Genomic DNA, 15,752 nt, shown 5'->3' with positions numbered 1-15,752 from the left:
GCGCAGGGGCTGGTAGCTTTTGCCCCAGTGAGCCCGATCATGCTAGCGGAATCCGGCGAGTTCCTTCTCATCGGCTGACGGAGCGTGCAGGTAAAGGCATATGGTTTTGCAAACCAGTTGATGGCGTACGGATGCCGAAGTCTGTTCACCAGGGCGTGCGCCATACCACTTGAGTGCCTTGAGCAGCCTGTCGCCCAGGTCTTGCGCTTCAACCGTGTTCAACATTCGCTGGAGGAATACAGAGGGCGTCGCACGCAGTTGATCCATGGAGGCGGAAGCCAATACAGAGGCGCCGAGATAACCGATTAAGGAATTCTTGCCGTTCAGGAAAGCCTTCACGATGTCGGTGATTTGAGCATCGATGCGTTTTGCCGTGAAAGTGACGATGGTCATGTGTTGCGCGAGGTCCGGGGCCGCGCGTTGGATAGCCTTGAACCCTCTTCGATCCTGGGCAGTGGGGCGCAGGCCCAAGTCTTCGATATCCGGGCCGTCGTCGAGTCCCAGAGCCTGTCTGGCGCGAAACTCTTCGTCCGTCGGTGACGGGGGGCGTTGATCAGGTGAAGGTAAAGACGTCTCTGTCATGTTGCACTCCTTTGAAAGGGTTCCCACAATGGATAGGGGGAGCCCGAAGTGCCCAGTAAACAGATCTCTAAACCGGTATCGGCGGTATATACATATGTGGGTCGTATGTGGGCGGCATTGAGGCCGATCCTCTGCTTGCCGGAACCGGGAACGCACCCTAGTCTAGCTGTAGCGATCTGGTCCGGACGACAACCGGGCAGTGCGGCGCAAGGAATCTCATGAAGCAAAAGCGGACTCTCGGAACGCCACGGTTGTTGGGCATCGTCTGGCCATTTATCGCCGTCGTGTTATTTCAGGCCCTGTTGGGCGGCGTCAGCCTGTACGTTTTGTCGGCGGTTCGCGGCTACGTTGCCGGAGAAAGCCTGTGGTCCAAGGGCCAGAAAGACGCCATCTATTACCTCAATCTCTACGCTGACAGTCGTGACGAGTCGATTTTCCTCAAGTACCAGAAGGCTATTTCAGTCCCCCAGGGCGGGCATGAACTGCGGGTCGCGCTGGATCATCAGCCGCCTGATCTTGAGGCCGCCAGGCGGGGTATCCTCAAGGGTGGTAACCATCCCGATGACGCTTCAAGCCTGATTTGGCTGTACCTGAACTTCCGGCATTTCAGTTACCTGGAAACCGCTATCGATCGCTGGACCGTGGGCGATGCCTACCTGGTGCAGCTCGATAACGTCGCCCTTGAAATGCATCAGCGCATTGTCGGCAACCAGGCGAGCGACGCCGACATTCAGCGCTGGAAAGCCCGGATATTTGCCATCAATGAAGGAGTGACACCCGCCGCCAAAGCGTTCAGTGACGCGCTGGGCGAGGGCTCGCGGCTGATTCTGCGGTTGTTGCTGTTCACCAACCTGGCCACGGCGTTGGGGTTGATTGCTCTGGCACTCTTGCGCACCCATAAGCTACTGGCTCAGCGCCACGCGTTTGCCAATGCCTTGCAGCTGGAAAAGGAACGCGCGCAAATCACCTTGCAGTCCATTGGCGATGGCGTGATCACCACCGACGTTGAAGGCGCCATCGCTTACATGAACCCGGCAGCCGAGGAGTTGACCCACTGGAAGGCTGAGCAGGCAATCGGGCTGCCGTTGGCAGCCTTGTTCAATCTGCTGGATGAAAATGCCCAGGCGGATGGCTTCACACTGATCGAGCATATTCTCAGCGGTCAGCTCAGCGGCGGCAGTGAACACTCCAAACTGATTCAGAGGCTGGACGGCAGCACGGTTTCAGTCACGCTGGTAGGTTCGCCGATTCGCAATGCCGGTAAAGTCAGTGGCACGGTACTGGTGCTGCATGACATGACCCAGGAGCGGCAGTACATCGCCAATCTTTCCTGGCAGGCCACCCACGATGCGCTGACCGGGCTGGCCAACCGCCGCGAATTCGAATATCGCCTGGAGCAGGCGTTGCATAACCTGACGCGCCAGCCCGCCCGACATGCCTTGATGTTCCTCGATCTGGATCAATTCAAACTGGTCAACGACACTTGCGGACATGCTGCGGGTGATGAGCTGCTACGGCATATCTGCGCACTGTTGCAATCGGGTTTGCGCGAAGGTGACACCTTGGCCCGATTGGGCGGTGACGAGTTCGGCATTCTGCTGGAAAACTGCTCGCCGCAAGCCTCGGAAAAAATCGCCGAGGGCCTGCGCCAGACGGTACAAAACCTGCACTTTGTCTGGAAAGGCCGGCCATTCGTGACCACCGTCAGCATCGGTCTGGTGCACATCATTCAAGCTCCGGCCACCCTGGAGGCTTCATTGCGTGCTGCCGACATGGCCTGCTACATGGCCAAGGAGAAGGGCCGCAATCGGGTGCAGGTCTATCACGCTGACGACTCCGAGTTGTCCCTGCGCTTTGGCGAGATGGCCTGGGTACAGCGCCTGCACATGGCGCTGGAAGAGAACCGCTTCTGTCTGTACTCCCAGGAAATCGCTGCGCTGGGGCATATCGAACGGGGTGGTGGGCATATTGAAATCCTGCTGCGTCTGCACGACGAAGCCGGGCGGATGATTCTGCCGGACAGCTTCATTCCTGCCGCCGAGCGTTATGGGCTCATGACGTCCCTGGATCGTTGGGTGGTCGAGAATGTTTTCAGGATCATTGCGCAGGGCATCGCACAAGAGCGCCAAGGGCCGTTGGCCATGTGTGCGATCAATCTGTCAGGCACTACCATCGGTGATGAGGCTTTTCTGCACTTCCTGCGTGAAAAATTCACTGCCTATGCCATCCCGCCTGAAATGATTTGTTTTGAAATCACTGAAACCAGTGCGATTTCCAATCTGGGTAGTGCAATCAGATTTATTAACGAACTCAAAGGGTTAGGATGCCATTTTTCCTTGGATGACTTTTGTGCCGGTATGTCCTCATTCGCCTATCTAAAACATTTACCTGTAGACTTCTTGAAGATCGACGGGAGTTTCGTAAAGGATATGCTGGACGACCCGATTAACCGTGCAATGGTCGAAGTGATCAATCACATCGGTCATGTCATGGGTAAGCGCACCATTGCCGAGTTTGTTGAAACATCCCAGATCGAGCAGGCATTGCTGGAGATCGGGGTGGATTATGCTCAAGGGTATATCATTGAACGCCCGCAATTGTTTACCTGTGACAGCCTGCAATGTCGGCCCGCCAGACCGCAGCCTCTGTTATTCAAGGCGCCTGGCACGTTCCGTTGAAATCTCTTGCTGATCCGTACCATCACAATCAAAAGGAGTGCGACAGTGATCGATACATTCAACAGATCCGGCCCGCTTATGGAAGCCGCAAGTTACCCAGCCTGGGCTCAGCAGCTGATCCGGGATTGCAGCGAGAGCAAGCGTCGGGTTGTCGAACATGAACTGTATCAGCGGATGCGTGACAACAAACTCAGTGCAAGGACCATGCGTCAGTACCTGATTGGTGGCTGGCCGGTCGTTGAGCAGTTCGCGTTGTACATGGCGCAAAACCTGACGAAGACCCGCTTTGCCCGTCATCCTGGCGAGGACATGGCGCGTCGCTGGCTGATGCGCAACATTCGGGTTGAGCTTAATCATGCCGATTATTGGGTGCACTGGAGTCGCGCGCATGGCGTTAGCCTGGAGGATTTGCAGGCACAGCAGGTTACCCCTGAACTTCATGCATTGAGTCATTGGTGCTGGCATACCAGCTCGGCGGATTCGCTGATTGTTGCCATTGCAGCGACCAACTATGCCATTGAAGGGGCGACCGGGGAGTGGTCGGCGCTGGTGTGTTCCAGTGGTGTCTATGCAGCAGCGTTCCCAGAGGACGACCGCAAACGCGCGATGAAGTGGCTGAAAATGCACGCTCAATACGATGATGCCCATCCGTGGGAAGCCCTGGAAATCATCTGCACGCTGGCGGGCCTGAACCCCGCCAGATCCCTGCAAGCTGAACTGCGTCAGGCGATCTGCAAGAGCTACGACTACATGTATCTGTTCCTGGAACGCTGCATGCAACTGGAGCACTCCGAAAGGGTTCCGGTAGCCCGGGAACGGATGGCGCTGGTCGAAAGCTGATCCGTTAATTCAAGACAGTACAAAACCATTGTGGGAGCGAGCCTGCTCGCGATGCAGGCAACCCGGTTTCCTGTTAAACCGGGTTGCCTGCATCGCGAGCAGGCTCGCTCCCACATTTGGTTTGTATGGTTGCTGGTGATTCAACCCGCCATCGCCAACCGGTTACGTCCCTCGCGCTTGGCCACATACAGCGCACTGTCGGCGCGTCGCAACAAGCTGTCTGCGGACTCACCCGGCAGCAGCGTCGAGCATCCGAGGCTGACCGTTAAGCCGATCAGCGTCCCATCCGCCGAATACTCCCCGGCTTGTGCGGCATAGCGCAGGCGTTCGCCTATCATCGCAGCAGCTTCGCGGCTGGTGTTGGACAGCAGAATCAGAAACTCTTCTCCGCCGAAGCGAAAGACCATGTCTACGTTGCGCAACTGGTCTTTGATCGAGGTTGCGACAGCCTTCAACACGTCATCGCCGGCGCTGTGACCGTAGTTGTCATTGATCTGTTTGAAGTGATCGATATCGAGCATCAACAACGACAGCGGCTGCATGTGTCGCCGGGCCATGTCGATCTCCCTTTGCAGGGTCTGATCCATGGCAATTCGATTTCCGGTTCCTGTCAGTGGGTCGCGCAATGCACTTTGAGTGGCCGCTCGATAGAGCAGGGCATTGCGCATCGGGAAGAGCAGGGTGGATAACAGGGACTCGAGGTTGCCCTGATCCTTTTCGCTGAAGCGCTGATTGCGACGGAACACCAGATCGCCCAAGTGTGTGCCTTCGTGGCTCAGTCTGTAGCTTACCGAGTGATGTCCGCGCTGACCGAACTCCAGGCGCAGATCGCTGGTCTTGTGCTGATAGTTCAAGGCGTCCAGTGGCACAAGGCGCTGAATTTCGCGGAAAAACAATCCCAGAATGCGCTGCGGCTCAAGGCTGGTTTGCAGTTGCAGGCCCAGTTGCTGGCGCAATTGACCGAGGCTGGCAGGACGCTCCAGAAGGGGCGGCAACTGGCCAAAGCCCAGCCGCTGCATTTTGGCGCTATCGAAGTCAATGGCGTTGGTCTGGGTTGGAGATTTCATATGGCGTGAGCCCCTAAGCAGGAATGCTGTCTTACAGGCTGGGTGAGAGCGGCTTTGGGCTGCGCGTCATACTGGTCCATCAGTCGCGTAGGACATGTGGCTAGATTTTAGTCTGCTTTGTCGAGCAAAAGTAAGCTCGACATGGCGCTGCCCGATCGCTAACACGCTGCGTGTTTCACAGGGTTAGAGCGAAAGTCATGCCATTCGGTTCAGATGAATAAAACTCGTTTTAAATCAGCTTGTTGGCTTGTGTATCGGTTTCTGGTGGCGGATTCGGCGGCATTTGATTGACTTCAAACAGGCGCTTGAAGGGGGTGAGGCGCGTACCGCGACAGTATGCCGTCGCGGCAGCGGGGTACAGTGAGGGCTTTACTGAGCGTTGAACGCCTGACCGTTGATACCGGTGCTGTCCGGTCCCATCAGGTACAGGTAGACCGGCATGATCTCTTCAGGCGTTGGGTTGTTGGCCGGGTTTTCGCCCGGGTACGCTTGAGCGCGCATGCTGGTGCGGGTAGCGCCTGGGTTGATGCTGTTGGAGCGAACCGGCGCGACGCTGTCGACTTCGTCGGCCAGGGTTTGCATCAGGCCTTCGGTGGCGAACTTCGACACGCCATAAGCGCCCCAGTACGCACGACCTTTGCGGCCGACGCTGCTGGAGGTGAAGATCACCGAGGCGTCCCGAGACAGCTTGAGCAGTGGCAGCAGGGTGCTGGTCAGCATGAACATGGCATTGACGTTGACGTGCATCACACGCATGAAGTTTTCGCCGGAGAGTTGCTCCAGTGGCGTGCGCGGGCCAATGATCGAGGCGTTGTGCAGCAAGCCATCAAGGTGACCGAATTCGGTTTCGATCATGGCCGCGAGTTCGTCGTATTGATGCGGCAGGGCGGTTTCCAGGTTGAACGGAATCACTGCAGGCTGTGGATAACCGGCCGCTTCGATTTCGTCGTAAACCTGGGTCAGATTGGCCTCGGTCTTGCCCAGCAGCAGTACGGTAGCGCCGTGAGCGGCATAGGTTTTTGCCGCGGCAGCGCCGATACCGCGACCAGCACCAGTGACCAGGATGACCCGATCTTTGAGCAGTTCAGGGCGGGCGGAATAATCAAACATAAAAAACCTCTACAAAGCAGAAAACAGACTGTGGCGAGGGGGCTTGTCGGAACGCCGCACCGCCCCGTTCGGCTGCGAAGCAGTCGTAAATCAGCCAGTTCGGTGAAGCTGACAAACCGAGCCTGGGGTCGCTTCGCAACCCAGCGGGGGCAAGCCCCCTCGCCACAAATGCCTCCGGCAGCCAGTTAGATCAGCAGCTACACAGCGCGCTATCGAGCACCTTGCGCAACTCCGAAGGGTGGTCCACCACCACGTCGGCCCCCCAGTTTCGTGGATTGTCATCAGGGTGAATGTAGCCAAAGGTCACCGCGGCGGTCCGGGTGCCGGCATCGCGGCCCGACTCGATATCGCGCAGGTCGTCGCCCACAAACAGCACGCTGGCCGGGTCCAGGTCGAGCATTTTGCACGCGAGGATCAACGGCTCCGGGTGCGGCTTGCTGTTGGTCACGTGGTCCGGGCAAATCAACAGCGCCGAGCGTTTGGCCAGTCCCAGTTGTTGCATGATCAGCTCAGCGAAGCGCAGCGGTTTGTTGGTCACCACGCCCCAGATCAGATTGGATTTCTCGATGTCGGCCAACAGTTCAGCCATGCCATCGAAGAGTTTGCTGTGAACCGCGCAACCCTTGAGATAGCGCTCCAGGAACTCCAGTCGCAACGCCTCGAAGCCCGGTGACTCCGGGTCCATCGAGAAGGTTACCGCTACCATGGCTTTCGCCCCGCCAGAGATCTCGTCGCGGATGTGTTTGTCCGGGATCGGCGCCAGCCCGCGGTCTGCCAGCATGCTTTGGCAGATGGCAATGAAGTCCGGCGCGGTGTCGAGCAGGGTGCCGTCCATGTCAAAAAGAACTGCTCTGATTGCCATCGGCTTACTCCTCGCGCAGCGTCTGGATCATGTAGTTGACGTCAACATCGGCAGCCAGCTTGTAGTGCTTGGTCAGCGGGTTGTACGTCAGGCCAATGATGTCCTTGACGCTCAGGCCGGCCTGGCGGCTCCAGGCACCGAGTTCGGAAGGGCGGATGAATTTCTTGAAATCATGCGTGCCGCGCGGCAGCAGTTTCATGATGTATTCGGCACCGACGATAGCGAACAGGTAAGCCTTCGGATTACGGTTGATGGTCGAGAAGAACACCTGGCCACCCGGTTTTACCATGCGGAAGCAGGCACGAATGACCGACGATGGGTCGGGCACGTGTTCGAGCATTTCCAGGCAGGTGACCACGTCGAATTGCTCGGGCATTTCTTCCGCCAGGGCTTCGGCGGTGATCTGCCGGTACTCGACGCTGACGCCGGATTCCAATTGATGCAGTTGCGCGACCGCCAACGGCGCTTCGCCCATGTCGATGCCCATCACGGTGGCGCCGCGTTGTGCCATGGATTCGCTGAGGATGCCACCACCGCAACCGACGTCCAGGACCTTCTTGCCGGCCAGTTTGACGCGTTCGTCAATCCAGTTGACCCGCAGCGGGTTGATGTCGTGCAGCGGCTTGAACTCGCTTTCGCGGTCCCACCAGCGATGAGCCAGGGCTTCGAATTTGGCGATTTCAGCGTGGTCGACGTTGCTCATGGGTAATCCTCTAAATCTAAAAAATTCTGCTGTCAGCCTTGAAGTTCGATTCAAGGGGTCGTTCTATTCGGCGTGTCCGCTGATGCGCTGGCCCCAGGCGGTGGCCGTGGCGCATAGCTGTTGTTCATCGAGGCGCGTCAGGCGCCGATCGTCGAGCAATTGCTTGCCGGCGACCCAAAGGTGTTTCACACAGTCCCGGCCAGTGGCATAGATAAGCTGCGACACCGGGTCATAAACTGGTTGCTGGGCCAGGCCAGATAGGTCGAAGGCCACCATGTCCGCGGCCTTGCCAACTTCCAGCGAGCCCACTTCGGCTTCCAGCCCCAGCGCACGGGCCCCGTTGAGGGTTGCCATGCGCAAGGCGCGATGAGCGTCCAGGGCGGAGGCCGAGCCGGCAACGGCTTTGGCCAGCAGGGCGGCGGTGCGGGTTTCGCCCAGCAGGTCGAGGTCATTGTTGCTGGCCGCGCCATCGGTGCCGACCGCCACATTGACTCCAGCCTGCCACAAGCGCTCAACCGGGCAAAATCCGCAGGCCAGTTTCAGGTTCGATTCCGGGCAATGAATCACGCTGGTGTTGCTTTCTACCAGTAACGCCAGGTCTTCTTCGCTGATTTGCGTCATGTGAACGGCCTGGAAGCGCGGTCCGAGCAGGCCCAGGCGACCGAGGCGGGCCAATGGCCGCTCGCCGCGCTGTTCGACCGATTGCTGGACTTCGAAGGCTGTTTCGTGGACGTGCATGTGAATCGCTGCGTCCAGTTCCTCGGCGATCACCCGGATTTTTTCGAGGTTTTCGTCACCGACGGTGTAGGGTGCATGAGGGCCGAAGGTTATTTTGATGCGCGGGTGATGCTTGAGATCGCCGAACAGCTCGACGCCCTGACGGATAGCCTCATCCGCATCGCAGGCGCCGGGAATCGGGAAATCGAGGATCGGGATGGCGATTTGTGCGCGAATACCGCTGTTGTGCACGCGTTCGCTGGCAACTTTCGGGAAAAAATACATGTCCGAGAAGCAGGTGATGCCACCTTTGATCTGCTCGGCAATGGCCAGGTCGGTGCCGTCGCGGACGAAGGCCTCATCGACCCATTTGGTCTCGGCTGGCCAGATGTGCTGCTCAAGCCAGGTCATCAGCGGCAAATCATCGGCCAGGCCACGGAACAATGTCATCGCAGCATGTCCGTGGGCGTTGATCAGGCCCGGGCTGAGCAGCATGCCCGGCAGTTCACGGACCTCGCTGGCCTTGAACTTCAAGGCTTCGCTGCGCGGGCCGATAAACGCAATACGCCCGTCGCGGATGCCCAGGCCGTGCTCCTTGAGGACTACGCCAGCAGGTTCGACAGGTACTAACCAGGTTGGCAGCAAGAGTAAGTCGAGCGCAGCGGCAGGATTCGGCATTGAGGGTTCGGTCCAGTGCTTTTATAAAGGATGGCGAAGTATACCCGAGCGTCTTCGCGGGGGGATCGCTATAATCGGCGGCTTTTGTTCATGAGTGCGGGGTGAGGGATGCGCGATCGACTGTTGGCTGCGGAGAAGGTGAAGGCCATCGATTGGCGGGACGGCGCCCTGTACCTGCTGGATCAGCGCATTCTGCCATTCGAGGAAACCTGGATTGCCTATACCAGCGCAGCGGGTGTGGCTGAGGCTATTCGCTCGATGGTGGTGCGTGGTGCTCCGGCAATCGGCATCAGCGCAGCCTACGGCGTGGTGCTGGCGGCGCGCGCGCGGTTTACTGCGGGTGGCGACTGGCAGGCGGCGCTGGAAGAAGACTTTGCCCTGCTTGCGGATTCACGGCCGACCGCCGTCAACCTGTTCTGGGCGCTGGGTCGCATGCGCGAACGCCTGGAGCGGCTCAAGGATCACCCCAAGCCATTGGAAGTGCTTGAGGCCGAGGCCTTGGCAATCCATGAAAGTGATCGCGAAGCCAACCTGACCATGGCGCAATTGGGTGTTGACCTGATCCGCAAGCATCAGGGCAATGCCCAGGCTGTTTTGACCCACTGTAATACGGGGGCATTGGCGACTGGCGGTTTCGGCACTGCGCTCGGAGTGATTCGTGGCGCGTTCCTGGAAGGCATGATCGAGCGGGTTTACGCCGACGAAACCCGGCCTTGGCTGCAAGGCTCGCGCTTGACCGCCTGGGAACTGGCCAACGAAGGCATTCCGGTCACCCTGAACGCCGACTCGGCCGCTGCGCACATCATGAAAACCAAGGGTGTGACCTGGGTGATCGTCGGCGCTGACCGAATTACCGCCAACGGTGACGTGGCGAACAAGATCGGCACTTACCAGTTGGCGGTCAATGCCATGCACCACGGCGTGCGTTTCATGGTGGTGGCGCCGAGTTCGACCATTGACATGAACCTGGCCAGTGGCGACGACATCCCGATCGAAGAGCGTGATGGCAGCGAGTTGCTGGACATCGGTGGGAAACGGGTGGGGGCTGATGTCGATGCATTCAATCCGGTGTTCGATGTCACGCCGGCTGACCTGATCGACGTCATCGTCACCGAAAAAGGCATCGTCGAACGCCCGGACGCCGCGAAGATGGCACAACTCATGTGCCGCAAGCGGTTGCATTGAAGATCGCTATCGCGAGCAAGCTCGCTCCCACATTAGATCGATGACGTTCGCAAAATCTGTGACTGCCTCGGTCAATTGTGGGAGCGAGCTTGCTCGCGATGGGGCCCTCAAGGTCAACAAATCAGCCAGAGTCAGACCTGAAATCTGGCTCTAAGCCTCTCTCGTCGCCTTTACGCCTGTCACCGGTCAACTAACTATGCTCCATGCGCATCTGGGGGATAGGTGCGTGGCGGCTCTTGTGATAACATCCGGCGGTTTCCAAGGTAGCTCGATGTAGCTGCCTTTACTGCGCAGATCCATGGCATAACTCGTTGATTTGTCGTAAGTCGGTGCTGGCACTCAGCCTGCAGCGGCGAGCTTCGTTCGTCCCATATGGATGTGACGAAGTTTCACCAGAAAAAGGAATCAGGCTTCTCATGGGCGAACTGGCCAAAGAAATCCTCCCGGTCAATATCGAAGACGAGCTGAAACAGTCCTACCTCGACTACGCGATGAGCGTAATTGTCGGTCGGGCACTGCCTGATGCGCGCGATGGCTTGAAGCCCGTGCATCGGCGTGTGCTGTTCGCGATGAGCGAGCTGGGTAACGACTTCAACAAGCCGTACAAGAAATCTGCCCGTGTTGTCGGTGACGTGATCGGTAAGTATCACCCGCACGGTGATACCGCGGTGTACGACACCATCGTTCGTATGGCGCAGCCATTCTCGCTGCGTTACCTGCTGGTAGACGGTCAGGGCAACTTCGGTTCGGTCGACGGCGACAACGCCGCTGCGATGCGATACACCGAAGTGCGCATGACCAAGCTGGCGCACGAGCTGCTGGCTGACCTGCATAAAGAAACCGTGGACTGGGTGCCGAACTACGACGGCACCGAAATGATCCCGGCGGTCATGCCGACCCGCATTCCCAACCTGCTGGTCAACGGCTCCAGCGGTATCGCCGTGGGCATGGCGACCAACATTCCGCCGCACAACCTCGGTGAAGTCATCGACGGTTGCCTGGCACTCATCGACAACCCCGAGTTGACCATCGATGAGCTGATGCAATACATCCCTGGTCCGGACTTCCCGACCGCCGCGATCATCAATGGTCGCGCCGGTATCATCGAAGCCTACCGCACCGGTCGCGGGCGCATTTACATGCGTGCCCGTTCGATCATCGAAGACATCGACAAGGTCGGTGGCCGTCAGCAGATCGTCATCACCGAACTGCCTTACCAGTTGAACAAGGCGCGTCTGATCGAGAAGATCGCCGAGCTGGTCAAAGAGAAGAAGCTGGAAGGCATCACCGAACTGCGCGACGAGTCCGACAAAGACGGTATGCGCGTTGTGATTGAGCTGCGTCGTGGCGAAGTGCCTGAGGTTATCCTCAACAACCTCTACGCCCAGACCCAGCTGCAAGCGGTGTTCGGTATCAACATCGTCGCGCTGATCGACGGCCGTCCGCGGATCCTGAACCTCAAGGACTTGCTGGAAGCCTTCGTGCGTCACCGCCGCGAAGTGGTGACCCGTCGTACCGTGTTCGAACTGCGTAAAGCCCGTGAGCGTGGTCACATCCTCGAAGGTCAGGCGGTTGCGCTGTCGAACATCGACCCGGTCATCGCCCTGATCAAGGCTTCGCCAACGCCGTCGGAAGCCAAGGAAGCGCTGATCAGCACGCCGTGGGAATCCTCCGCGGTGGTTGCGATGGTTGAGCGCGCCGGTGCTGACTCTTGCCGTCCAGAGACCCTGGACCCGCAATACGGTCTGCGCGAAGGCAAGTACTTCCTGTCGCCGGAACAGGCGCAAGCCATTCTGGAACTGCGTCTGCACCGTCTGACCGGCCTGGAACACGAAAAACTGCTGGCCGAGTATCAAGAGATCCTCAACCAGATCGGCGAGCTGATCCGCATCCTCAATAGCGCCACGCGCCTGATGGAAGTGATCCGCGAAGAGCTGGAAGTGATTCGTGCCGAGTACGGCGATGTGCGTCGCACCGAAATTCTCGATGCGCGTCTGGACCTGACCCTGGGTGACATGATCCCGGAAGAAGAGCGCGTCGTGACCATTTCCCACGGTGGCTACGCCAAGACCCAGCCTTTGGCTGCGTACCAGGCCCAGCGTCGTGGCGGTAAAGGCAAATCGGCTACCGGCGTCAAGGATGAGGACTACATCGCTCACCTGCTGGTCGCCAACAGCCACACCACGCTGCTGCTGTTCTCCAGCAAGGGCAAGGTTTACTGGCTGAAAACCTACGAAATTCCTGAAGCGTCCCGCGCCGCCCGTGGTCGTCCGCTGGTCAACCTGCTGCCGCTGGACGACGGTGAATACATCACCACCATGCTGCCGGTCGAGGAATACACCGAAGGTCACTACATCTTCATGGCTACCGCCAACGGCACCGTGAAGAAGACCCCGCTGGAATCCTTCAGCCGTCAGCGCAGCGTTGGTTTGATCGCTCTGGAGCTGGACGAAGGCGACGTATTGATCTCCGCTGCCATCACCGATGGCGAGCGTGAAGTCATGCTGTTCTCCGACGGTGGCAAGGTTACCCGCTTCAAAGAGTCCGACGTTCGCGCCATGGGCCGTACCGCTCGCGGTGTCCGCGGCATGCGTCTGCCGGAAGGTCAGAAGCTGATTTCCATGCTGATCCCGGAAGAAGGCAGCCAGATCCTCACCGCTTCGGCGCGTGGTTTCGGCAAGCGTACCGCCATCACCGAGTTCCCTGAGTACAAGCGTGGCGGTCAGGGCGTTATCGCCATGGTCAGCAACGAGCGTAACGGCCGTCTGGTCGGTGCAGTCCAGGTGCTCGACGGCGAGGAAATCATGCTGATTTCCGACCAGGGCACCCTGGTGCGTACTCGTGTTGACGAAGTATCCAGTCTGGGGCGTAACACCCAGGGCGTAACCCTGATCAAACTGGCCAGCGATGAAACACTGGTCGGTCTGGAGCGGGTTCAGGAACCATCGGAAGTCGAAGGCGAAGAGCTGGAAGGCGAAGAGGGTGCCGAGCTCGAAGGTGTGGTGCTCGATGCCGGCACCGAGCCGGACGATACTGTCGAAAGCCAGCAGGCTGACGCAGCTGACGAAGAAGAGCCGCAAGACTAACCAAATCGTAGCAGGGCAGAGTGTTTGCTCTGTCCGCTACCGTGAATGCATAGCGAGAGTGGATGTGAGCAAACGAGCCTATAACTTCTGCGCAGGTCCTGCTGCGCTGCCTGAAGCTGTCCTGTTGCGTGCCCAGTCGGAGTTGCTCGACTGGCATGGCAAGGGCCTCTCGGTCATGGAAATGAGCCATCGTAGCGATGAGTTCGTGTCCATTGCGACCAAGGCCGAGCAGGATCTGCGTGATCTGCTGAATATCCCCTCGAACTATAAAGTGCTGTTTCTGCAAGGCGGCGCCAGCCAGCAATTTGCTCAGATTCCTCTGAACCTGTTGCCGGAAAACGGCAAGGCCGACTATATCGACACCGGTATCTGGTCGCAGAAAGCCATTGAAGAAGCGCAGCGCTACGGCCACGTCAATGTTGCCGCGACCGCCAAGCCTTACGACTATTTCGCAATTCCCGGCCAGAACGAGTGGACGCTGTCGCAAGACGCGGCCTACGTGCACTACGCGCCGAACGAAACCATCGGTGGTCTGGAATTCCAGTGGATCCCGGAAACCGGTGATGTTCCGCTGGTTGCAGACATGTCTTCGGACATTCTCTCGCGCCCTGTGGATATCTCGCGTTTCGGCATGATCTACGCCGGCGCCCAGAAAAACATCGGCCCGAGCGGCGTTGTCGTCAACATCGTGCGTGAAGACCTGCTGGGTCGTGCCCGTTCGTTCTGCCCGACCATGCTTGACTACAAGGTCGCGGCCGACAATGGCTCGATGTACAACACTCCGCCGACCCTGGCCTGGTACTTGTCCGGTCTTGTGTTCGAATGGCTGAAAGAGCAGGGTGGTGTTGAGGCCATTGGCAAGCTCAATGAAGTCAAGCAGCGCACGTTGTATGACTTCATCGATGCCAGCGGCTTGTACAGCAACCCGATCAACAAGGCTGACCGCTCGTGGATGAACGTGCCGTTCCGTCTGGCTGACGATCGCCTCGACAAGCCGTTCCTGGTCGGTGCTGAAGCACGCGGTCTGCTGAACCTCAAGGGTCACCGTTCGGTAGGCGGCATGCGTGCCTCTATCTATAACGCCGTCGACATCAACGCAGTCAATGCGCTGGTGGCGTACATGGCAGAGTTCGAGAAGGAACACGGCTAATGTCTGAGCAAGAACTCAAGGCACTGCGCCTGCGCATTGATGCTCTGGACGAAAAAATCCTCGAGCTGATCAGTGAGCGTGCACGCTGCGCCCAGGAAGTCGCGCGAGTAAAGATGGCCTCGCTGGCCGAAGGCGAAGTGCCGGTGTTCTATCGTCCTGAGCGTGAAGCTCAGGTGCTCAAGCGCGTAATGGAGCGTAATCAGGGGCCGCTGGGTAACGAAGAGATGGCGCGGTTGTTCCGTGAAATCATGTCCTCGTGCCTGGCGCTCGAGCAGCCGCTGAAAGTGGCCTACCTCGGCCCTGAAGGAACTTTCACTCAAGCGGCGGCCATGAAGCACTTCGGTCATGCGGTGATCAGCAAGCCAATGGCGGCGATCGACGAAGTGTTCCGTGAAGTGGCTGCCGGTGCGGTGAACTTTGGCGTGGTGCCTGTGGAAAACTCCACCGAAGGTGCGGTCAACCACACCCTCGACAGCTTCCTCGAGCACGACATGGTTATCTGTGGCGAAGTCGAGCTGCGCATTCACCACCACTTGCTGGTGGGTGAAAACACCAAGACCGACAGCATCAGTCGCATTTATTCCCATGCCCAATCCCTGGCGCAGTGCCGCAAGTGGCTGGACGCTCATTACCCGAACGTCGAACGCGTGGCGGTATCGAGCAACGCCGAAGCGGCCAAGCGGGTCAAGGGTGAGTGGAACTCGGCGGCGATTGCCGGCGACATGGCGGCAGGCTTGTACGGTTTGACCCGTCTGGCCGAAAAAATCGAGGATCGCCCGGACAACTCCACGCGATTCCTGATGATCGGCAGCCAGGAAGTGCCACCGACCGGCGACGACAAAACGTCGATCATCGTCTCGATGAGCAACAAACCTGGCGCGCTTCACGAGTTGCTGGTGCCATTCCATGACAATGGCATCGACCTGACGCGAATCGAAACCCGTCCATCGCGCAGCGGCAAGTGGACCTACGTGTTCTTCATCGATTTCGTCGGCCACCACCGCGACCCGCTGATAAAAGCGGTGCTGGAGAAAATCAGTCAGGAAGCGGTAGCACTTAAAGTGTTGGGTTCCTACCCGAAAGCAGTTCTCTAA

General features: G+C 58.6%; 12 protein-coding genes. 6 read left to right on the top strand and 6 right to left on the bottom strand.

The features are described from left to right. Nucleotides 1-42: 42 nt before the first annotated feature. Nucleotides 43-582, bottom strand: a complete 540-nt coding sequence (locus BK658_RS30480; protein WP_259740152.1) for a hypothetical protein — start codon at nt 580-582, stop codon at nt 43-45. 218 nt (nt 583-800) lie between these two features. Between BK658_RS30480 and BK658_RS27205 the strand changes: the two genes are divergently transcribed. Continuing rightward, complete coding sequence (locus BK658_RS27205) at nt 801-3,260, top strand: EAL domain-containing protein (protein WP_123584991.1); 2,460 nt, start codon at nt 801-803, stop codon at nt 3,258-3,260. A 78-nt stretch (nt 3,261-3,338) separates the two neighbouring features. Then, on the top strand, nt 3,339-4,100 hold the full coding sequence (locus BK658_RS27200) for an iron-containing redox enzyme family protein (protein WP_404943203.1): 762 nt from the start codon (nt 3,339-3,341) through the stop codon (nt 4,098-4,100). Nucleotides 4,101-4,240: 140 nt separating this feature from the next. Here the strand turns inward: BK658_RS27200 and BK658_RS27195 are convergent, their stop codons facing one another. The 5 genes from BK658_RS27195 to BK658_RS27175 form a co-directional block, all read right to left on the bottom strand. Then, the gene (locus BK658_RS27195) at nt 4,241-5,167 is read right to left on the bottom strand and encodes a GGDEF domain-containing protein (protein ID WP_123584989.1); all 927 of its coding nucleotides are present in this window, start codon (nt 5,165-5,167) and stop codon (nt 4,241-4,243) included. Between the two features lie 369 nt (nt 5,168-5,536). Continuing rightward, nucleotides 5,537-6,277 (bottom strand): YciK family oxidoreductase, encoded by a 741-nt coding sequence (locus tag BK658_RS27190; protein WP_123584988.1) that lies wholly within the window; start codon nt 6,275-6,277, stop codon nt 5,537-5,539. Nucleotides 6,278-6,467: 190 nt separating this feature from the next. Next, on the bottom strand, nt 6,468-7,139 hold the full coding sequence (gene mupP, locus BK658_RS27185) for an N-acetylmuramic acid 6-phosphate phosphatase MupP (RefSeq protein ID WP_123584987.1): 672 nt from the start codon (nt 7,137-7,139) through the stop codon (nt 6,468-6,470). 4 nt (nt 7,140-7,143) lie between these two features. Then, the gene (gene ubiG, locus BK658_RS27180; protein ID WP_019692990.1) at nt 7,144-7,842 is read right to left on the bottom strand and encodes a bifunctional 2-polyprenyl-6-hydroxyphenol methylase/3-demethylubiquinol 3-O-methyltransferase UbiG; all 699 of its coding nucleotides are present in this window, start codon (nt 7,840-7,842) and stop codon (nt 7,144-7,146) included. Between the two features lie 63 nt (nt 7,843-7,905). Further along, entirely contained in the window at nt 7,906-9,237 is a 1,332-nt protein-coding gene (locus BK658_RS27175; RefSeq protein ID WP_123584986.1) for a TRZ/ATZ family hydrolase, read from the bottom strand. Between the two features lie 108 nt (nt 9,238-9,345). Between BK658_RS27175 and mtnA the strand changes: the two genes are divergently transcribed. The 4 genes from mtnA to pheA all read left to right on the top strand — a co-directional run bounded on the left by mtnA (nt 9,346) and on the right by pheA (nt 15,752). Further along, nucleotides 9,346-10,422, top strand: coding sequence for an S-methyl-5-thioribose-1-phosphate isomerase (gene mtnA / locus BK658_RS27170; RefSeq protein WP_123584985.1), 1,077 nt, complete (start codon nt 9,346-9,348; stop codon nt 10,420-10,422). A 416-nt stretch (nt 10,423-10,838) separates the two neighbouring features. Continuing rightward, a complete protein-coding gene (gyrA, locus tag BK658_RS27165) occupies nt 10,839-13,508 on the top strand; it encodes a DNA gyrase subunit A (RefSeq protein WP_123584984.1) in 2,670 nt (889 codons plus the stop codon). Nucleotides 13,509-13,572: 64 nt separating this feature from the next. Continuing rightward, entirely contained in the window at nt 13,573-14,658 is a 1,086-nt protein-coding gene (gene serC / locus BK658_RS27160; RefSeq protein ID WP_123585004.1) for a 3-phosphoserine/phosphohydroxythreonine transaminase, read from the top strand. Beyond that, complete coding sequence (pheA, locus tag BK658_RS27155; RefSeq protein WP_123584983.1) at nt 14,658-15,752, top strand: prephenate dehydratase; 1,095 nt, start codon at nt 14,658-14,660, stop codon at nt 15,750-15,752. The genes serC and pheA overlap by 1 nt, the downstream gene beginning before the upstream one ends.

The sequence above is a fragment of the Pseudomonas brassicacearum genome, from assembly GCF_003732175.1.
GTDB lineage: Bacteria > Pseudomonadota > Gammaproteobacteria > Pseudomonadales > Pseudomonadaceae > Aquipseudomonas > Aquipseudomonas brassicacearum_G.
Note: the sequence above shows the minus strand (reverse complement) of the source record. Positions and strands in the feature narration are given on the sequence as shown.